The sequence below is a fragment of the Singulisphaera chitinilytica genome, assembly GCF_049331405.1.
GTDB lineage: Bacteria > Planctomycetota > Planctomycetia > Isosphaerales > Isosphaeraceae > PoT.
On record NZ_CP186274.1, the window covers coordinates 6,438,699 to 6,459,142 of the forward strand.

Sequence of the window (20,444 nt, forward strand, 5' to 3'; positions counted from 1 at the left end):
AGCCGGACTCGAACCCATAAAGCCATCGATCGAGGTCAGCCTTGCCCTTCCTGTTCGCCCTGACGTTGTGCCTCGGAGCGCTCCTGCTGTTCTCGGTGCAGCCGATGATCGCCAAGATGGTCCTGCCGCTGCTGGGGGGCTCCCCGTCGGTCTGGACCACCTGCATGCTCTTCTTCCAGGTCTCGCTATTGGCGGGCTACGCCTATGCGCACCTCGGCGCGACCTGGCTGGGAGTCCGTCGCCACGCGATCCTCCACGCGGTCGTCGTGACCCTCGTGCTGGCAACCTTGCCATTCGGCATCGACGAGGCAACGGCCAGCCGACTGACGACGGGCGGAAATCCCGTCCTCGCGATGCTGGGCGTGCTGACGCTGGTGGTCGGCCTCCCCTTCTTCGCCTTGGCGACGACGGCCCCCCTGCTCCAGCGCTGGTTCGCGCTCTCAGGACACCGAACCGCCGGCGACCCGTATTTCCTCTACGGCGCAAGCAACGCGGGCAGCCTCATCGCCCTGCTCGGCTACCCGATCGTCGTCGAGCCCTTAATGCCGCTCGCCCAGCAGACGCGCGTCTGGGCCTGGGGCTACTGGATCCTCGTCGCCCTGGTCTTCGCCTGCGGCCTGGTGACGCTCCCGCGCCGTGACCTGAAGGTGGAGGAACAGATCGCCGAACCTCGAGGGTCCATCCCGCTGCGGACCTGGGCACGCTGGATCGGCCTGGCGTTCATCCCTTCGAGCCTGATGCTGGGCGTCACGACCTACCTGTCCACCGATATCGCGCCGGTCCCGCTGCTCTGGGTGGTGCCGTTGGCGCTGTACTTGCTGACGTTCATCCTCGGATTCAGTTATGCGTCGAATGCGATGATGGCCGTGATGGTCCGCACCTTCCCGCCGGCGCTGATGCTCCTGGCGTTCGTCCTGGGGCTTGGCCTGGTGCAGCCGTTCTGGGTCCCGCTGCATCTGCTTGTGTTCTTCCTGGCGGCGATGCTCTGTCATGGCGAACTCGCCCGGAGCCGGCCCGAGGTCGGACATCTCACCAGCTTCTATCTCGCGATGGCCGTCGGGGGGGCGCTCGGTGGGATCTTCAACGGCCTGGCCGCGCCTCATCTCTTCGACCGCATCGCCGAGTACCCATTAGCCCTCGTGCTGGCCTGCCTGGCCCTGCCGGCGAGGCCGGGCAAGCTGGGGTCGCCGAGGGCCGAACGGATCAAGGCTCTCTTCTTCCCGGCGATCATCTTTGTAGGCGGCGCGGGGCTGGTGACGGGACGGATCGGGGATACGGGGACGGGCCCTGGCGTCTTCGCGTCGATGCTGGTCTCCGGCCTGCTCATGCTCGTCTGCTGGACCCATCGGAGCCGGCCCGTCCGGTTCGGGCTGGGGCTCGGGGCGATCCTGCTGGCGAGCGGGCTGTCGGCGGGGCTGAACGGCCGGGTCCTCTTCCAGACGCGGAACTTCTTCGGCGTCTCCCAGGTCACCGACGACGAGAAGAGCCGGAGCCATCGCCTCTTCCACGGGCGCACGCTCCACGGCCAGCAGAGCCTCGACCCCGCCTTGCGGCGCGAACCGATGAGCTACTTCGAGAAGAGCGGGCCGATCGGTCAGGTCTTCGAGGTCTTCCATGCCGATCACAAGGAGCCGAAAATCGCGATCGTCGGCCTCGGGATCGGGACCCTCGCCTCGTATGCCCAGCCCGGAGAGCGCTGGACGTTCTATGAGATCGACCCGGAGATCGTGCGGATCGCGTCCGAGCCCCGCTACTTCACGTTCCTGGCCGACTGTCGCGCCGACGCCTTGAAGACGGTCGTGGGGGACGCCCGGATCCGGCTCCGCGAGGCGAATGATGCGAACCACGGCCTGATCGTCCTCGACGCCTTCAGCGCCGACGCCGTGCCAGTCCATCTGCTGACTCGCGAGGCCTTGCAGCTCTACCTCTCCAGGCTGGCGCCCGGGGGCCTGCTCGCCTTCCAGATCACGAACCGTTACGTGGACCTGGATCCGGTCCTGGGGGCGCTGGCACGCGACGCCGGCCTGACGTGTCGGGTCCGATACGACCTCAAACTCAGTCAGGACGAGGCCAAGCAGGGCAAGCAGCGTTCGATCTGGGCGATCATGGCCAGGAGCGAGGCCGACCTCGGCCCGATCGCGAGCGACTCGCGCTGGCAGGTGCCGAGACGCGGCCAGGACGATGTCTGGCGAGACGATTTCTCCGACCTCGCCCGACACCTCCTGCTGAAGCCTCGCTGATCGTCGATCGGCCCCGATTGGTCAGATGGAGCAGCTCGTGCGGCCCCGCTTCACCAGGTATTGCTGGTGATATTCCTCGGCCCGATAGAAGTGAGAGGTCGGGGTGATCTCGGTGACGATTGGCCTGCGGAAATGGCCGCTGGCGTCCATCGCGGCCTTCGAAGCCTCGGCCTCGGCCTTCTGCTCGTCGTCGTGGTAGAAGACGGCCGAGCGGTACTGGGTGCCGTAGTCGGGCCCCTGCCGGTTCAAGGTCGTGGGGTCGTGGATCTTCCAGAAGAGGTCGAGCAGTTGCCCGTAGGAGACCTGCGCGGGGTCATACTGGACCTGCACGACCTCGGCATGGCCGGTCGTGTCGGAGCAGACGTCCCTGTAGGTCGGGTTCTCCATGGTCCCGCCGAGATAGCCTACGGCCGTCTCGCTGACCCCTTCGACCTTGCGGAAGGCCTCTTCAATCCCCCAGAAACAACCCGCGGCGAACGTAGCCGTCTTCATGACTTCGCTCCTCACGTACGTCTAGGGATCCTGGTCGCGTCTCAGGGCGATTCGCCGGCTCGTCCGTTGTCCCCGGGGGACTTCGACCCGACCACCCTGGCCTTGGGCTTCGACCGAAGGCACGTCGACTTCGGGGCCCGCGGCGAAACGATGCTCGCCGGGCCTCATCTCACGGAGTTGACGTGCGTCGAATCGCGACCCGTACCTCCGAGGTTACCACGTCCGGCGCCCGTTCGACAGTGCGGGACCGGAGACGCCCTCGTGACGATGCCCAACCTCGACATCTCCGGTCGTGCGATTTGCGGGCCGACCCCGCGAGGCGTCATGCAGCCTGCACGGGGAACCCCGCGCATCGCCGAGACCGCCCGACGCCGTGCCCCTCGTTAAATCCTTGGGGGCATTGCCATTGAGGTCAATCCCTCCCGTTCGGGCACGCGGCTTGCGATTCGATGGATGGTTCTCCATTCGAGGAACGGGTTGATTGTATGATTGAAACTGCAACCGTCTTGGTCGTGGGGCGTGACCCGCTGGCGTTGAGCCTCTATCGCGAGGGCCTGGAAGTCGGCGGACACACGATCGTCGCCGCGAGGGACGACGAAGAGGCCCTGCTCTGGCTCCACGGGAGCGAGCCCGGCCTGATCCTGCTGGATGTCGACTCGGCCGAACTGGGCCTGCTGGAAATGCTGCGGGAATCCGGGTTCGACGTGCCGGTCATCGTGCTGACCGACGAAGGTCGGGTGCGTGACGCCGTGGCGGCGATGAAGCTCGGGGCGGTCGACGTGCTGGCGAAGCCGCTGCCGTCGTCGCGCTTGAGAACGGCGGTGGCCGAGGCCCTCGCCCGTCGGGGAGCTGAAGATCCGCGAACGGACAAGGAGGCCGCCGTCACGACCGGGTCGGAGTTCCTCGCGAAGTTCAGACGGGCCAGGCTGGCGTTCCGCGACGGGGCCTTCGGCGAGGCCGAGGTCTTCCTCCGGCAGGCCCTGGCGGTGCAAGCCGACTCGGCCGAGGCCCACAACCTGCTCGGAGTCCTGCTCGAGAGTCGCAACCAACCGCGGGGCGCCTGGCGGCAGTATCGCGCGGCCCTGAAGGTCGACCCTCGCTATCGCCCCGCGCGGAACAACCTCAGGCGGATCACGCGGTTCGCCCTCTTCGGCGGCCGGCCCGGTCCGTTCGACACGGGGGAACTTCGGTGCGACCGAGCGGATTGAAACAAGCAGAGGATGAAACGCTCCTTGGCTCCAGATGTGGTCGCTTGATGCCGGTCGCATCCGTTACCAGGATTATGCGGGGCCTCGCGACGGAGTCGGCCTCCGTCGCGGCCCCGCTGCCAGCGTCAGGAACGTGGGCCGAGCCGGTTTTTCCAGTTCCCGAAGCTTTTGGGTTCGCGATTTACAACGTGCCTCGGGAGCGGCTATTGTTAAGGGGTCGTATAATAGCGGCGTGAGGGATGATCGTGTCGCGAAGTCGTGGAAACACGGCGGAGCGATCGGCCTCTCGAACATGCGTGTCGGTGCGTGGCACGACCGGAGAGGTCAACCCCCCTGCCGCCTGCCTGGTCTGGCCGGCACCGATGGACTAGGCTCCGGACGTTTCTTGGCGATGGTTCTTGAACGTCCAAGTGGCCGTCCCTGCCAGCTTCGTTGCTGGGGATGGATCAGGCTCGTGTCATGCACGTCACGGTCCAGTGCGTCCACTGCGGTCGACCGCTCAAGGCCCCGGTGGAAATGGCCGGCAGGGCGGTCCGTTGCGCCAACTGCGGCGGCCAGTTCATCCTGCCCGAAGACCTCGAGCACCCCTCGGGTGCCCTGGATCTCCGTTCTCCGTCCGCCATCGCCCGGCGCGAAGAGACGCTGAGCCGCTCGATGCTGATGGCCAGCCCCGGGCAGATCAATCCGTCCGCCTCCGGCGTGATGATCTGTCGACTCGAGCCCGAGACCCTGCGCTGGCTCGAGGCCTCCGAGTCGCTCCGCGACTTCCTCGGCTGTTCCATCGAGCAACTCCGCGGCCAGACCTTCCTCGGCCGGCTCCACCACGACGACCGGGCTCTCGCCGAGGACGAGTTCCACCAGGCGGCCGAGTTGGGGGAGCGTCACGACTTCGTCCTGCGCGTCGAGGCCCGCTCGGGCCAGTGGCACTACATGCGGGTTCACACCCAGGCCCGCTACGAACGCGACGGCCGGGTCAACCACTTCCGCTGCAACCTCAAGGATGTCACCGACCGCGTCCGCGCGGAGCAGGAGCTTCGCCGGCGTACCGATCAGTTGACCGCCGCCAACGAGCGGCTCCGCCAGGCGAACCAGAAGCTCAAGGAGGCGCAGAGCCAGCTCGTCCACTCCGAGAAGCTCGCGGCCCTCGGCACGCTGGCGGCGGGCATGGCGCACGAGATCAACAACCCGCTTGCCTTCGCCTCCAACAACGTCGCCGTCCTCGAGCGCGAGCTCGGCTCGATCCTGACCCTGATCGCCCGCTATCAGGACGGCCTGGGCTCACTCCAGACCGTCGACCCGGCGCTCGCCGGCGCGATCGTGGAGTATCAGGATCAGCTCGACCTGCCCTACCTTCAGCAGAACCTCGTCGGCATCGTCCAGTCGACGCGCAAGGGCCTGAAGCGGGTCGCCCAGATTGTCCAGAACCTCCGCGGATTCGCCCAGCTCGACCGCGCCGAGATCGGCGAGATCGATGTGAATGACTCGATCGACGTGACCCTCGGCATGCTCAGCGACCTCCTGGCGCGGCAGCAGATCAGCGTCGTCCGCGACTTCGGCGATCTCCCGCTCCTCGAGTGCGCACCCGCGCACATCAATCAGGTTCTCCTGAACCTCCTGATGAACGGCATGCAGGCCATCGAGGCCACGGGCAAGGCCTTCGGCAAGATCGAGATCTCGACCTGCCGCAACAACGATGAGATCATCATCAACATCGCGGACGATGGATGCGGCATCCCGCCCGAGATCCTCTCAAAGATCTTCGACCCGTTCTTCACCACCAAGCCTGTCGGGCGCGGGACGGGCCTGGGGCTGAGCCTCACCCACGGCATCATCGCCGAGCACGGCGGCCGCATCGAGGTCGAGAGCACCGTCGGCGTCGGCACGCGCTTCCGGATCCTCATGCCCAGCCGCCGCAATGCGAACCGACCCCGCAACCCGGCCGATGCCTGAGTTCGTCCCTCACGCGGGGATATCCGCTCGGAATGAGCGCGTCGCCCGGGTGAAGATGTCCGAAATCCAATATGAGATGACATCCGGATGCGTTGGGCCCGAGCGAGGGGCTCAACGCATCCGGGTGGCCTATTTGATCGAGAAGAGAAACCTTGGCCTCGATGCGGGATGGGCGACCCATCCCGCATCGAGGTAGTCCGTCAGGACTTCCAGAAGGCCCAACCGGACTTCTTGTCGTCCCCGCCAAAGGATCGGCCCTTGGCGATGGCCCTGAGGCCGGTGTCGATCGCGTTGAGGATCTTCAAGGTGTCCTTGTCAATCCGGATGCCTTGCGACCACGCCTGCTTCAGGTCGGCCAGGAGTTGCTCGAGTCGGCTCGAAGCCTTGGCGAACTGGCCCAGAAGGTTCAGTTTCTCGATCAGCAACTCCAGTCGGATCATCCAGTCGGGGTTGTTGCGGAAGTAGTCTCCCTGGTCCCTGCCCGCCGGGACTCGCCAGACGCCGGCCAACTCACCGGCAAGGTTGCGAGCTTCGTCCACGGGATCGATATCATCAGCCTCGATATCCGAAAGCATATCAAGATCTTCTGCACCAGCCGCCGGCCCCCTAGCGAGGGTAGAACCTCCCTGCCCTTGGGAATGTTGGCACCAAGCATCGAAGAGCTCTTCCCTCTCGGGCGGGCTGTAAGAGCTTGGCGGTGAACCATCGGAGCGATTCATCTTGAGAAATCGCTTTCTTCCCGGCACCGCTGAAAGCGGAGGAACCGGGGCCGCACAGGCGGCTGGCATGGCAATTTCAGCCCAGCCGCTGGGCATCTCGACAGGCTGGATGACCCGATGCAGTTCTCCGCTCCCCTCGATGACCTCGGCCCGGTCGACCGCGAGATACGCCGTGAATCGGCTCAAGACCTGGAATTGCTCCGAGAGGCCGACGATCTGCTTTTCCAGGGTCTCCTTCTGATCGCGCCCGTCGATGATATATTCGTCCTCGAGCATGCGTATCTTGCCGCGGGCCCAGACGGAGCCGATCGCCGGGTTCTCCCTCACCTGGGCCTCGACCTCGTTACCCCATGCGCCGGTCGGGCCTTCGCTCGCCTTCAATTTGAAGCGCGTCGGGGTCTTGCCCTGGTAGCGGCCCAGGACGAGAACCGGCACCCCCGCGAAGAGATCCGGGATCCGGCCGGGGACGATCGAGCCAGGAGCGATGGAGGTCCCTTCCCCCTCGACCTCGAGGCTCAGGTTCGTCAGCACGGGAGCCCCGATCCGACGCTGGATCGCGACCATCACGTCGTCGAGCCGATCCTCCGATTCGACGCACTCGCTCCAGCTTCGAGGCCCCCCCAACTCCGACAGCCGGCGCAGGAAGGTCTCGTTGACCGCTTGGTCGATCCCCACCGTGACGATGTGGATCCCCTTCGCCTTCTTGCCGAGCGTCTTGAGGAGTTGCCCCTCGTTCCCGACCTGCCCATCTGTCACAAGGACGATGACTCGCTCGCGGCCGGGCATGGGCTCGGCGAGGGTCGCCATCGCCTCGTTGAGCGGGGCTTCCATCTCCGTCCCGCCGCGAGAGTCGACTTTGGCCAGGTACTCGACCGCGCGGAACCGGAGCCGGTCGGTCGCCTCGACGAGCCTCGCGGTCGGGAAACCCTCCGGGCGTTCCAGCTCCGTGTCGAAGATGATGACGTTGAACCGATCGGCGGCCACGAGCGAGTCCACCATCCGGGCGATGGCGCGTCGGGCCGCGACCATCTTCCAGCCGGTCATGCTTCCCGAACGGTCGAGCACGAAGACGACGTCGCGTGGCGGGGGCGGAGCGGCCTCGACGGTCGGCGGGATGATCGTGACCGCGAAGGTCCCCTCCCCTTCGGCTCCTGGATGGACCGAGGCCGCCGTCGCGATCGAGTTGTCCCCGAGCCTGTACCTCAGGATGAAGTCCCGATCGAGCCTCTCACCGGGTGTCAGCGCGATGCGCCTGATGCCAGGGCGGGACTCGTCCAGCACCGCGTGGAGGCTGGACTTCACGCCGTCGACCGCGGCGAGCGTCTCGCGGATCTCGACGGCCAAAGACAGGCGGACGGGGTTAGGGAACCCGGGGAGCAGCACCGGCGGCGAGATCCGAGAGGCGTCGGGCACGGCGTCGGTATCGAACGCGACGCCATCGCCGACGCCGGGCCTCTCGACCGGGTTGCCCGGGATGTATCTGGGCGCGACGACCAGGGGGAACCGAAAGGTGACCTCCCCATCCGCGAACGGCAGCGTGCCGCAGAGGGTCAACTCGATCGTGGCCTGCTCGCCGGGCGGGAGGTTGCCGACCCGGAGCGTAAAGACCCCCGGGCGCTCCTCCTCGGCGATCCCCGCGCGATGGCCGTCCGATATGGCCTGGTCGTACTCCCGGCGAGCCTTGCCCCGCTCCTTGACGGTGCCATCCACCACGCGCCCGGCGACCTCCATGCGGAAGGCCGAGACCGCGGCGCGGTCGGGAAGCGGGAAGATGTACGTGGCCTCCAGCGGCACGTCCCAGGTGTTCACGAAGGTCTGGCGGATCGAGACGAGGGAGAGCAGGCCCTCGAGCCTGGCCTGGACGTCCAGGGCCCTGAGCGGCAGGACACCCTTGCTCGTCTCGAGGGCGCCGAAGCCGGATTCGCCCTCGGTAGACTCCCGGCCGTCGCGTTCGAAGATGGTGATGGCTCGCGTCATTCGTGAACTCCTTCGCGCCTGGTGAGCAAACCGCGTTTCCGTAGGGTTTCCATCAAGGGGCCCGCCGCCCGCCGGATGGCTTCGAGGTCGTCCTCGTCGAGGGGCCGCGCCGCGTTCAGCAGCAGCGAGATCCCCTCCTCGAGCTGGATACCCTGGAGGAGTGACAGCGCCGAGGTCGGCGGCGGTTCCCTCCCCGGCTCCGCCCGCGATTTCGAGCTCGGGACAACATTCGAGACCGGGACTTCACGCGACGTGGGTTCGGGAGCCTCCTTCCAGAATTCGACCGATGACGCCCTGGGTTTCTTCTCGGCAGGAGCCGCCTTCACAGGCGCTTCGGGGGTACCGTCGGAGATGACGTCGGGCAAGGCCGCGAGCCGGCCGAGGGCGTCCTCGGGCAAGCCGACGAGCGAACGCTGGACTTCCGCCAGGCTCAGTCCTTGCGCCTGGAGCCGCTTGATCGCCACCAACTGCATGAGATGCCGGGTCGAATAGTACGCCGTCCGCCCTCGCATCTCCGCCGGGCGATCGATCAGGCCGAGTGTCGTGTAGTAGCGGACCGTGCGCAAGTCGGGGATGTCGCGGACCCTTCCGTTCGACGCCCCCCGGTAGCTCGCCGCCAGCACGCTCGCCACCCGGGCCGTCAGCTCATCGATCGTCCAGAGATCCTGGCCTTGCTGTCTCATAACACTGTTATATGGGGTCTATGTAACACTGTCAAATAGGGTGCAGGTTTTTTTTGAGCGAAGCCTTCTTCGTGCGGCTCATGTCCAGCAGGAGGGACCGACTCTCAAGGCTGGCGTTTCCTCGCTGGCGTGAGTATCCCCTGGAAGATCAGGGCGTCGTAGGCTCGGGCGGGCACGACGTTGCGATTGGCGAAAATGCCCTCGACATGGACGCCATGCATCCAGTTGCGCAGGGGGCCGGGTTCGCGGATCTGTCGGAGGTCGGCCAGGTAGAGGGGGATGCCGGCGGAGCCTGCCAGGTCCTTGAGGCTGCCGCGGGTAGGCGGGGCGACCCGAGTGCGAAACTCGGCGGGCCAGCCCTCGTACTCGCCGCACTGCGAGCCGAGCACGACGAGTTCGTCGCCGAGCATCGAGCGGAGGTTGGTGCCGAGCGGGAATCCCCCCTCCATGGCTGCCGAGGCCTCGCCGGAGTCATTGGATTTCGGCTGCTGCGAGGACTGGACGTGATAGTTATGGGCATACAGGAACATCTTGCCCTTGGGGCCTTCGCGATCCAGGATCCAGGCGACGTTCTCGGCCATGGTTGCATCGCGCTGGTTCATCGCCGCGTCCCAACCGACGAAGCCGCCCCCCTTCGTCTTGCCGAGGCCGAAGTCGCGGGGGAGGGCCCGCTGGAAGGCGGAATCCTGCACCGAGGCGACGGACTGTCGCAAGGCCCACTCGTAGTCGTCGCGCGAGCTGGCGGCAACGTATCCCACGCGGTTCCTCCGGATCAGGGCCGAGAGGTCCACAAGCTTCGCCGCGACCCGGTCCTGCTCGGGCTGGGAGAGCTTGAGGAATGCAGTCGTGTCCACCTTCCCCTGGATTGCGGCGTAATCGGCACGGATCGTCGGGGCCTCCTTCGACGCGACGCGATCGAGGTAGGCGAGGACGGCATCGAGCGAGCGGTGCGCATTATCGAAGTACGAGCCGGCGAGGTCAAAGCCGTAGAGCCGCACTCGCCGCTCCGGTGCGACGCCCGCGTTGTACTCCCTGAGCCAGCGCACCAGCGCATGGTTCTCCTCGAAGGCTCCGAATCCATACGTGAACGCCGAGGTGATCTCTTCCGGGGTCGCCTCGATGCGCCCGAGGACGTGGTCGTAGAGGGTCTTCGACTGGGAGAGGCCCGCCTCCAGCGCGACCGTCGTGAAGTGGCATTCGGTCACGAGATAGCGGATGAATCGGTTCCGGAGCGCCATCTCCTCGTGGGCGCCGTGGATGGTCTCGCCCATGGCCACCACGCGGGCGGGACCGATCAGCTTGCCCAGGGGGGCGAGGTCCGACTGGTCGTCGCGAGACTCGACCGTCGCGAGGCGCCTGGCGTTCGCGCCCGCCCACACGCGGAACTCATCGCGAGCTGATAGGGAATCGTCGGCCTCGGCAAACGCCGACGCGAAGGAGATGGTCGCGCAGAGGTTGATGACGATCGCACGGATCATGAGTGTGTCTTCCCGAGGTCGTCTTCGGCCCAAGGCGTTTTGTTGGCGATTGAGACTCATTCTCAAAAAGTTTAGCGGTACTGATGTTGTCTGACACGTGAGAATGAGACGAAGATCGTCGCGAAACGGACAGGCCCTCGATTTCGCAAGGAATTGCGGCCGATTTGATGGCCCTCGAGTCTCGCGGCAGTGGGTCGAGCGGCGGGGATGATTGAGGGCGGTCGGAGCAACTTCACATGCAACGCGATGGCCGCGAAGGGAACCACCTCGGACGAGTTGGTCAGGGCCGTGTCGATGACCTGCTTCGCGATCGAGGCGACGTCGGGCTCGAACATGCTGGAGTTATGGAACAAGGGTCCCAGGGCATTAATCGCCGACGACTTGATTCTCGGCCTGGGGCCACTCCTCGCCGCCGCGAGCGTATCGATGATCTTCCGGTTCAAGGACGTATCGCCCGACCTGATGTCGGCCTCCAGGCAGACCTTGAGGGACACCATGGACTGGGCGGCGACCTCGGCGTGAGAGCGGCGATCAGCGCCGTGGTCGCGACCAGAAGGTCTGCGTCTAGGAGCTTGGCGAGTTCCGCAGCCGCCTGCCGACGCTCGTCGATCTCCCCCTTTTGCAAGACCCACGCCCAATGCTTGACCGGGGCGATGATCTCCCTGACCGTGCGCACCGACCAGAGGATGCCGCCGCAGGCCGTGACGATCACCATGAGGCCTCGCACGCCGACGATTCCTCTCCCTTTCCCACATTGCCCGGCGCGACCGCCGTCCCGCCCTCAGCGTTCAGGGCGGAGGTCCTTCGAGGGGAGAGCCATCCGCGGGTGAATCTCCTCGTTGATCCCTCAGTCGGCGATGACTCTCGCTCGGAGAAATGAAGACGTGTCGATTCCGAATGTTCCACTCGTGGGGTCAGATTGTGGTTGAGTTGGAGAGGAAATACAAGTTTCGGATTCGAGCTGGCATGGATGGCCTTGCGTCGCGTGGGGATCAAAAAAACCGGCCGACGCAATGATGCGAGGCCGGTCGGTTCGATGCGGGATGGAGATGGAAGCCCGAGGGATTCGAGGTCATTGCGACGAGGACGAATTTCCGCCGCCGGTCAGGTGGTCCCAGCTCAGGCTGTTGAAGAACGAGGAGGCGGCGTTCCCCACCTTGCTCGCGGCCGACTCAGCCGAGCTGACGACGCCGCCGGCGCCTCGCTCGACGTTCTGCGCCACGCCCGAGAGCGGGCCGTTCACGGCGTCGGCCAGGGTCGGGTAGAGCTGCATGTAGATCTGCCGCTGGCGGAACGACTTGGCCGGCGCGAAGCGGAGGTTGAAGGCCTGCATGAACGCGAGGAGGTCGCCCACGGTGGACCCCTGGTACTTCTCGAGCTCCGCGAGGATCTGGTCCACGTTCGTGCTGTGCAGCATCTTCGTCAGGCCGGCCAGCGACTTGATGTAGTCGCGCGCCGGGATGTAGTCGTCGCTATTGGTCGGGACGGCCTTCTCGAAGTGGACGCGGAGCATCTTGACCGCGTCGCCGATGGCCTGGATCGACCTGGGATGCAGGTCCCCCTGCTTGTCCTCTTCGAGGGCGGCGTTGATCGCCTTCTTGACCGCGTCGCGATCCTTGGCGAAGTCGTCGGTGTTGAGGGCGAGGGGCCAGCCCTCCTTGGTCGTGATCCGATCGAGGCAGATCGTCATGCCCTCGGAGGCGAACTCGAAGGGGATGTCCTGGATGACCTCGCGCGGCAAGGGGGTGCGGGTCTGCTTATACGCCGTGCGGAAGACCTCGGGGTGCTGGAGGATGTCGAGCAGGACGTTGAGAGAGTCGCCGTCCTGGATGTCGCGCGTCTCGGGGTGGTTGCGGAGCCGGTCGTAGATCTCGGCCTGGGCCTTGTCGTTGGTGGCCTGCCGCTGCTGCCTCATGAGGTAGTTCGAGACGTTGAGGGCGTGCTGCGATTCCCAGACGGCCTGGTTCCAGCGCATGACGCTGTCGGTATTGATCGACGCCGCCTGGGCATTCTCCAGGTTCCCCTGGCCGACCCCCGCACTGAAGGCGCCGAGGCCCCGGCCGATATCCCCCTGCACCGTCGAGCCTCCCCAGCCTCCCCAGCCGTAGCCATACTGGGCCGAGGCATCGCGGGGCGTGCCGATGGCGGCGAGGGCGATACCGAATCCAATGAGCAGATGTTGTCGCATTATGGATTTCCCTGCTTGGAGAGCGATCGCGGGCCGAGAGGTTCCGCGCGAGATCGAGCCCGGCCCGCGGTGGTCGTCGAACCTATCCACTCATCGTACCCCGACCGCTCTCCAACCGGGAATGCTCCGCCTTCGCACCCATGGCGATTTCGCGACGACCGATCAGGAGTCGCACGACTCAAAAATCGTCGCGACCCCCTGCCCCTGGCCGACGCACATCGTGGCAAGGCCGAACCTGGCCCCCTCGTCGCGCATCCGGTGGAGCAAGGTCGTGGCGATCCTCGCGCCGCTGGCTCCCAGGGGGTGGCCGATGGCGATGGCGCCTCCTCGCGTATTGACCTTCGACTCGTCGATGCCGAGGAGCTTGAGCACGCTGAGCACCTGCACGGCGAAGGCCTCGTTCAATTCGATGCAGCCGATGTCGTCGAGCGAGAGCCCGGCCTTCGCCAGGGCCTTCTTGACGGCCGGGACCGGGCCGATGCCCATCTCGGCGGGATCGACGCCCGCCACGCCTACCGACCGGATCTTCGCCAGGGGCTTCATGCCAAGCTCGCGGCAGGTCTCCTCCGACATGATCAGCAGCGCCGAGGCCCCCACGTTCGTCGGCGAGCTATTTCCCGCCGTCACCGAGCCGCCGGCCGGGTTGAAGGCCGGAGGGAGCGCGGCGAGGGCCTCCGAGGTCGTGTCGCGCCGGATGCACTGGTCCTCGACGATGAGGGCCTTGCGACCTTGGTCGTCGCGGCCCCAGGTGGGGATGACCTCCGACTTGAAGTCTCCTCGATCCGTCGCGGCGGCGGCGAGCTGGTGACTTCGAAGAGCGTAGTCATCCTGGGGCTGGCGGGGGATCCGATACTTGGCCGCCAGATATTCGGCGGTCAACCCCATGTTCATGACGCCCTCGGTGTGGAGTCGCGAGATGCCGGCATAGGGGTTGTAGTCCTTGCTCATCGGCACGTGATCCATGTGCTCGACGCCCCCGGCGATCTGCACGTCGGCGAAGTCGGCGGCGATGCTCATGGCCGCGTCGTTGATCGCCTGCAGGCTCGAGGCGCAGTTGCGGTTGATCGTCACGCCCGCGGTCTCGACGGGTAGGCCCGCCGCGAGCGCCGCGATCCGGGCGATGTCGAACCCCTGCTCCCCCTGCTGCTGCACGCATCCCCAGCGCACGTCTTCGATCCTGGCCGGGTCGATCCCGGTCCGTTCCACCAGGCTCCTGATCAGATCGGCGGAGAGATCCTCGGAGCGGACGTCGCGGAAGATCCCCTTGTCCGCCGAGGCCCGGCCCACGGGTGTCCGCACGGCATCAACGACGACCGCGTGTCTCATCGGAATCATCTCCTCTATGGACTCACGACCCACTAGACGGCGAAGCGATCGACCTCGGTCGGTCTACCTTCATGGATGTCCATACGCGGGAAATGGCGCGGGAGCCCGGAATCCGAGGGAAAGAACCTCAGGATCCGGTCCTCTTACTGTTAGCCGAACCCCGCGACGATCCAGCCTCTTTCGACGTGATACCGACCGATCGTCGGAGAAAACGAACGTGATCCCCTCTCCTGCAATGCTATGCCTTGAGGGGGCCCGGGACAACATTCCCGGGCCGCGAACGGCCGCAGGGACGGCCTCGCCTACACTCCTACGTCGCCGGAGTCGCTTATGGTACGGGGCGCGTCGCGAAATGTTGATGGGAAGGGTTCGATTGTATCGAACATGAGGGGCTGCGGGCTTGGTCGAGAGGACGAGTTCGCGGCGGAATCGAGCCCCTCGTCGTGGGCGCGAGTCCCGAATCCCCACGCCGCCGATGCGATGGGGGCTGTTCGGGATCCTCAGCCGGCCGTCTGGGCCGTCTGCTTGCCGTTGAGTCGCCAACGGCTGCCTTCGAGCGTCCAGTGCATGATGAGTTCGAGGGGTTGGATCGAGGAGCCATCGGAAGCCGCGCCGCTCGAGTCCGTCGTCGGGGCGGGCGTTGCGGGGCCCGGATAGACGAAGGCCCGGGATTCGCCGACCCGTTTCTCGTCGTCCTGGGACATGACGACCACCGTCAGGTGGGTGGTGTTCGTCTTCCAACGCTCGCGGGCCTTGACGAGCCTGGGATGGACGGCTTCATACCATCGTGCGACGTCCTCGGCGGTGCCTGACGACGCGACGGCCTTGACGGAGTCGAGGTCATCCGCGGTGAACTGGGTCGCGGCGAGATTCGTGACATCGGTCAGGTTCTCGGGCGCGGCGTTCATCAGGGTCCAGCCGATGCCGAGGACGACGATGACGGCCGCCGCGATGCCCAGTTGCTTGGGCGAGGCCGTCTTCAGGATCTCCCGAAAACCATCGAGCCCGCCGGTCAGGTTGTCCGCCAGATTCTCGATGCCCTCGGACGCGGAGGCGCGACGTTCCTCCTCGACGGGCTTCGGATTGACCTTAAGCACGTCGCCGAGGGGTTCCCCGAGGACGGTCCGCTCGGCGGGGGTCATGTGGAAGACCACGCGGCACTTCTTGCAGACGAGGCGCGTGTTGACCTTCTGCTTCGGGATCGTCCCGCCCCGGCCGCAACTGGGACATGCCAGTTCAAGCATCGACATACGAGCACCTTGGAGCTTGCCTACTCGTGATTCATACGCCCTGGGGCGATCTCGCACCCGGCGGAAGATAGCGGCTGAGTCTTAAGACTTTCTGAAGATACTGCGGAGGATTGGCTCAGACCTGGAAAGCAAGGCTATTCATGAATTTGCGATGAGCGAGATCGAAGTGAGATATGAAGCGACAAGTCGAGATCCGAGCGATCGGTCGGATTTTTCTCTCGATTTGTGGGCGGGTCGTTTAATAACCTAGGATTGCGTGCCTCGAAGGCGAGACGTTAAGGAGAGATTCGATGCGAAGTCGCGTCATCAGCAATATCCTGGGCTTGATCGGCGCGGTGATCGGCGGGATCGCGGGCGTCTTCGTCTTCAGATGGCTCCTCGGCCAGGGGCTCTACGGGCTGATGATCCCTGGGGCCCTTGTGGGCCTGGGGTGCAGCCAGCTCTCGCTCCATCGCTCGGTCCCACGGGGGGTTGTGTGCGGCCTGGGTGCGATCGGCCTCGCCCTGTTCTGCGAGTGGAAGCACTTCCCCTTCGTGGACAACAAGGAATTCGGATACTTCCTCGGCCATCTCAATGACCTGAAGGTTCCCACGCAGTTGATGGTGGTCCTCGGCGGTGTCTTCGCGTTCTGGTTCGCGAAGGATTCGAGCCCCTGGCTGGGGCGCTTGCTCCCCCACCCCGCCCCGGCGGCGCGTGAGGGAACGAAGGTTGAACCGCCCGCCGAATGAGGGGCCGCCCGGCTCCACGTTTCCTTTCGAAGCGGCGGCGCGCTAAGATTGGGGTAGAGCAGCCCTCCGAACATCCCCGGCCGATCGGTGCGACGATCGGTCCTCTCGTTGTGGAGGCCGTCATGTCCACGTCCGCCGCCGATCGCGCATCGTCTGCCGCCGCACAGCAAGACCTCGAACGGGCCAAGCAGGTCCGCCAGGCCGAGGAGCTACTCTTCTCCGGGCCGAAGGTCGAGGCCGGGTTCGCCAAGGCCTTATTCCGCGGCGAGTTCCGCGGCGACGTCCTCTTCCCCTATCCCGAGCTCAGTTCGGCCGACCAGGCCCGCGTCGACGAGGCCGTGACGAAGCTCCGCGCCTTCGCCAGGACGGGCATCGACGCCGCGGCCATCGACCGCGAGGCGGATATCCCGCCGAGCGTGATCCAGGGGCTCGGCGAGCTCGGGGTCCTCGGGATGACGGCCCCCGAGGAGTTCGGTGGCCGCGGGTTCTCGCAGTCGGCCTATTGCCGGATCATGGAGGTGATCGGGGGGCATTGTTCCTCCACGGCGGTCTTCGTCAACGCCCACCACTCCATCGGCATCAGGGCCCTGCTCCTGTTCGGGACCGCCGAGCAGAAACAGCGCTGGCTGCCGTCGTTGACGCGAGGCGAGAAGCTCGCGGCCTTCGCCCTCACCGAGGCCGAGGCCGGCTCCGACGCCAGCAACGTCCAGACGCAGGCCATCCCCTCCGAAGATGGTCAGACCTATCGCCTGACCGGCACCAAGCGGTACATCACCAACGGGGGGATTGCCGACGTCCTCACGGTCATGGCCCGCACCCCGGATCCCAAGGGGGGCGAGTCCAAGGTCACGGCCTTCCTCGTCACGCCCGACATGCCCGGCTTCGAGGTCGTCGAGGCCCGGATGCCCAAGTGCGGGATTCGAGGCACGGCGACGGCCAGGCTCGCCTTCCACGACATGCCCGTGCCCGCCTCGAACATTCTCGGGCCTTTGGGCAAGGGATTGAAGGTCGCGCTGACGGTCCTCGACTTCGGCCGCACGACCTTCGGCGCGAGCTGCACCGGCGCGGCCAAGACTTGCCTCGAGGCCGCCACCAGGCATGCGGCCAAGCGTCGCCAGTTCGGCCGGCCGCTCGCGGACCTGGAACTGATCAAGAAGAAGCTGGCCTACCTCGCGGCCACCGTGTATGCGATGGAGGCGACCACCTACGAGACGGCCGCCCTGATCGACCGGGGCGCCGAGGATTACATGCTCGAGACGGCCATCCTCAAGGTCTTCTCGACCGAGATGCTCTGGCAAGGCGTGTATGAAACCCTCCAGGTCCACGGCGGCCAGGGTTACTTCAGCGACGAGCCCTATGAGCGGATGATGCGCGATGCCCGCATCAACACGATCGGCGAGGGGGCCAACGAGGTCCTCAAGGCCTTCATCGCCCTCGTCGGCATGCGCGACGTCGGCGAGGGGTTCAAGGGGACGCTCGAAGGGCTCAAGTCGCCGACCCGGTTCGTTCCCACGCTCTGGAAATTCGGGCGAGAGCGCTTCGCGAGGATGGTCCGCCCGGCGACGATCCCGGTGGCCTCGAGCATGCTGCGTCCCCAGGCCGCTGCCATCGCCAGGCGTGTGAGCCGCTTCAACGCGGCGATCGAGCATTCCCTGATCAAGTACCGCGAATCGATCCTCGATCGCCAATATGTGCAGGAGCGAATCGCGGATGGGGCCATCGCGCTGGTGACGGCCGCGTGTACCCTCGCACGGCTCGACCGTTCGCTCGTCCGCGACGATGCGATCCCCGCCGAACGCGAGGCCGCCGAGCTCTACTTGCGCATGGCCAATCGCCGGTTCGACCAGGCCCTGCGCGACCTCGCGGATAACGACGATCACCAGACGAACCAGACCGCCAACCTCGTCCTGCGACAACAGGTGTCGCGGGGTTTTTGAGGTCTCGACCATCGGGAGGGATCGAAGGGTTCGCCGAGATGGACTCTTGACCGACGCTCCGGGACGTGGCGGAATCTCCACTGGCGTCCCGTTTGTGATGTCCGTCACGAGTCCGTCGAGGTTTGCATGAGAACCACCGCCTTCGCGATTGCGGCCGCAGCGTTGATCCTGGGCTCCTCGAGCCAGGCCGGGCAGATCGTCCTGGTCGCGGGGGGCGGGACGGGTGGAGATGGGTCGCCGGCCGACAAGGTCCAACTCACCAGCCCGTTCGGCGTCGGGTTCGACGGCGAGGGGTCGATGTACATCGTCGAGATGCTCGGCAACCGCATTCGCAAACTCGGGCCCGACGGTAAAGTGACGACGGTCGCGGGGACCGGCAAGAAGGGGGACGGCGGCGACGACGGCCCGGCGACCTCGGCCGAGTTCAACGGGATGCACCACCTCGTCGTCGCCAGGAACGGCGACGTTTACATCGCGGACACGTGGAACAACCGCATCCGCAAGCTCGACCCCCGCACGGGCCGCGTCACCGCGTTCGCCGGGACGGGCAAGAAAGGCTTCTCCGGCGACGGCGGCCCCGCGCTCAAGGCCGAGTTCGGCGGGGTCTACTGCCTGGCCCTCGACGACGCCAACAAGACGCTCTATCTCGCCGACCTCGACAACCGCCGCATCCGGGCTATCGACATGGCCTCGGGCATCGTCTCGACCGTCGCCGGCACGGGAAAGAAAGGGGTTCCCAAGGACGGAGCCGAGGCCACGGCTTCTCCGCTCGTCGACCCCCGCGCCGTGGCCGTCGATGGTAAAGGCTATGTCTACATCCTCGAGCGTAGCGGCAATGCCCTCCGCGTCGTCGACCCGCAAGGCAAGATCCGCACCGTGGCCGGCACGGGCAAGAAGGGGCACGACGGCGACGGTGGGCCTGCGCTCGAGGCCACCTTCGACGGCCCCAAGCACCTCTGCACCGACGCGCACAGTAACGTCCTGATCGCCGACACCGAGAACCATCGCATCCGCGTCTACCACGCGGCGACTGGCAAGCTCACGAACCTTGCCGGCACCGGGAAGAACGGGGCTTCAGGCCTCGGCAAATCCCCCGAGGAGGCCGATCTGAGCCAACCCCATGGCGTCACCTTCGGCCCCGATGGCCTGATCTATCTCTCAGACAGCAGCAATGACCGGGTCCTCAAGCTCATCCCCTGAGGACGGCCGTCGAGTCGACCTTGGAAAGAGCGGTGGCCTCCGAAGCCAAAGGTTACAGGTTGGCGTGCAGGCTCCATACAGGCGATGCGGCGGCGATCGTTGCGCGATAGAATGGCCGGGGATGACGGTCGATGAGGACCGGATCGCCGCCCGTTGACACGCCGAGATGCAGACATGATTAAGAATGTGCGGATCGCCGCCATCGCCGTCGACACCCAGCCGGGCAGGCTCGCGGAGAACCTCGAGAAGATCTCCGCATGGACCCGAAAGGCGGTCGAGGCCGGGGCCCAGTTGGTCCTCTTCCAGGAGCTTTCCCTCACCGGCTTCATCCCGAATCATCCCGTCGGGGATCACAACGCCTGGCTTCGCGAGGCGCTCTCGCTGGGCCAGGAGATGGCGGAGAGCCTCGACGGCAACGCGGTGCGGCAGCTCTCGAAGATCGCCGCCGAGCACGACACGATGATCTCGGCCGGCATGTTGGAAGATGCCGGGAACGTGCTGCACAACACGCAGGTTCTCGTGGGGCGTGCCGGGCTGATCGGGCACTGGCGGAAGATGCACGTCCCGATGTATGAGATGCCCTTCTATTGCGGCGGCGGCGTCCCCGACGTGGTCGAGACCCCGCTCGGCCGGATCGGCGCGAACATCTGCTTCGATTCCCTGATGCCCGAGTCGACGCGACTCCTCGCCGTCAAGAACGCCGAGATCGTCCTCTTCCCGTTCGCCTCCGACCCGCCCCCCGTCACGCCGCAAGGCTGGGCCGACTGGGCGGGGAATGCGTTGCGGTCTCGTTGCATCGAGAACGGCGTCTACGGCGTGGCCTGCAACTATGTCGGCAAGGTGTCGTGTGCGTCGGTCAGTCAGTTCTTCCCAGGCGGCGGGATGGCCCTCGACCCTCGAGGGAAGGTCATCAAGGAGTGGGAAGCTCCCACCGGAGAGCCCGGGATGATGCTCGTCGACCTCTCCGCGGAGACCCTCCGCCAGGCGAGGGCCGAGCCGGAATACCTCTTCCGCTTCCGTCGCCCTGAGCTTTATGGGTCGCTCGCCAGCATCCGTTGATATCTCCTC

At 66.0% G+C, this 20,444-nt stretch carries 15 protein-coding genes; 8 read left to right on the plus strand and 7 right to left on the minus strand.

Annotated elements, in window-relative coordinates; all coding sequences use genetic code 11:
- Positions 1-41: 41 nt before the first annotated feature.
- A complete protein-coding gene (locus tag ACOYYX_RS25490; RefSeq protein ID WP_422924918.1) occupies positions 42-2,240 on the plus strand; it encodes a spermidine synthase in 2,199 nt (732 codons plus the stop codon).
- A 21-nt stretch (positions 2,241-2,261) separates the two neighbouring features.
- Here the strand turns inward: ACOYYX_RS25490 and msrA are convergent, their stop codons facing one another.
- Positions 2,262-2,732, minus strand: coding sequence for a peptide-methionine (S)-S-oxide reductase MsrA (gene msrA, locus ACOYYX_RS25495; RefSeq protein ID WP_422924920.1), 471 nt, complete (start codon positions 2,730-2,732; stop codon positions 2,262-2,264).
- A gap of 485 nt (positions 2,733-3,217) precedes the next feature.
- On the opposite strand from msrA, the gene ACOYYX_RS25500 reads away from it, so the two are divergent.
- Complete coding sequence (locus ACOYYX_RS25500) at positions 3,218-3,940, plus strand: response regulator (RefSeq protein WP_422924922.1); 723 nt, start codon at positions 3,218-3,220, stop codon at positions 3,938-3,940.
- 459 nt (positions 3,941-4,399) lie between these two features.
- On the plus strand, positions 4,400-5,890 hold the full coding sequence (locus ACOYYX_RS25505; RefSeq protein WP_422924924.1) for a sensor histidine kinase: 1,491 nt from the start codon (positions 4,400-4,402) through the stop codon (positions 5,888-5,890).
- Positions 5,891-6,090: 200 nt separating this feature from the next.
- On the opposite strand, the gene ACOYYX_RS25510 is transcribed toward ACOYYX_RS25505, so the two are convergent.
- The 3 genes from ACOYYX_RS25510 to ACOYYX_RS25520 form a co-directional block, all read right to left on the minus strand.
- A complete protein-coding gene (locus ACOYYX_RS25510) occupies positions 6,091-8,586 on the minus strand; it encodes a VIT domain-containing protein (RefSeq protein WP_422924926.1) in 2,496 nt (831 codons plus the stop codon).
- Entirely contained in the window at positions 8,583-9,269 is a 687-nt protein-coding gene (locus ACOYYX_RS25515) for a MerR family transcriptional regulator (protein ID WP_422924928.1), read from the minus strand. The genes ACOYYX_RS25510 and ACOYYX_RS25515 overlap by 4 nt, the downstream gene beginning before the upstream one ends.
- Positions 9,270-9,373: 104 nt before the next feature.
- Entirely contained in the window at positions 9,374-10,747 is a 1,374-nt protein-coding gene (locus tag ACOYYX_RS25520; protein WP_422924930.1) for an erythromycin esterase family protein, read from the minus strand.
- Between the two features lie 207 nt (positions 10,748-10,954).
- Here ACOYYX_RS25520 and ACOYYX_RS25525 point away from each other — a divergent pair, with 207 nt between their 5' ends.
- Positions 10,955-11,269, plus strand: coding sequence for a hypothetical protein (locus tag ACOYYX_RS25525; protein WP_422924932.1), 315 nt, complete (start codon positions 10,955-10,957; stop codon positions 11,267-11,269).
- Positions 11,270-11,819: 550 nt separating this feature from the next.
- On the opposite strand, the gene ACOYYX_RS25530 is transcribed toward ACOYYX_RS25525, so the two are convergent.
- The 3 genes from ACOYYX_RS25530 to ACOYYX_RS25540 all read right to left on the minus strand — a co-directional run bounded on the left by ACOYYX_RS25530 (position 11,820) and on the right by ACOYYX_RS25540 (position 15,511).
- A complete protein-coding gene (locus tag ACOYYX_RS25530) occupies positions 11,820-12,935 on the minus strand; it encodes a hypothetical protein (protein WP_422924933.1) in 1,116 nt (371 codons plus the stop codon).
- A gap of 162 nt (positions 12,936-13,097) precedes the next feature.
- Complete coding sequence (locus tag ACOYYX_RS25535; protein WP_422924935.1) at positions 13,098-14,261, minus strand: acetyl-CoA C-acyltransferase; 1,164 nt, start codon at positions 14,259-14,261, stop codon at positions 13,098-13,100.
- Positions 14,262-14,761: 500 nt separating this feature from the next.
- Positions 14,762-15,511, minus strand: coding sequence for a hypothetical protein (locus ACOYYX_RS25540; RefSeq protein WP_422924937.1), 750 nt, complete (start codon positions 15,509-15,511; stop codon positions 14,762-14,764).
- 290 nt (positions 15,512-15,801) lie between these two features.
- Between ACOYYX_RS25540 and ACOYYX_RS25545 the strand changes: the two genes are divergently transcribed.
- The 4 genes from ACOYYX_RS25545 to ACOYYX_RS25560 all read left to right on the plus strand — a co-directional run bounded on the left by ACOYYX_RS25545 (position 15,802) and on the right by ACOYYX_RS25560 (position 20,435).
- Positions 15,802-16,239 carry a hypothetical protein gene (locus ACOYYX_RS25545; protein ID WP_422924939.1) on the plus strand — a complete coding sequence of 146 codons (438 nt, stop codon included), beginning with the start codon at positions 15,802-15,804 and terminating at the stop codon, positions 16,237-16,239.
- Between the two features lie 122 nt (positions 16,240-16,361).
- Entirely contained in the window at positions 16,362-18,176 is a 1,815-nt protein-coding gene (locus ACOYYX_RS25550; protein ID WP_422924940.1) for an acyl-CoA dehydrogenase family protein, read from the plus strand.
- A gap of 126 nt (positions 18,177-18,302) precedes the next feature.
- Positions 18,303-19,376, plus strand: coding sequence for a hypothetical protein (locus ACOYYX_RS25555; protein ID WP_422924942.1), 1,074 nt, complete (start codon positions 18,303-18,305; stop codon positions 19,374-19,376).
- A 174-nt stretch (positions 19,377-19,550) separates the two neighbouring features.
- Positions 19,551-20,435 (plus strand): carbon-nitrogen hydrolase family protein, encoded by an 885-nt coding sequence (locus ACOYYX_RS25560; protein WP_422924944.1) that lies wholly within the window; start codon positions 19,551-19,553, stop codon positions 20,433-20,435.
- Positions 20,436-20,444: the final 9 nt, after the last annotated feature.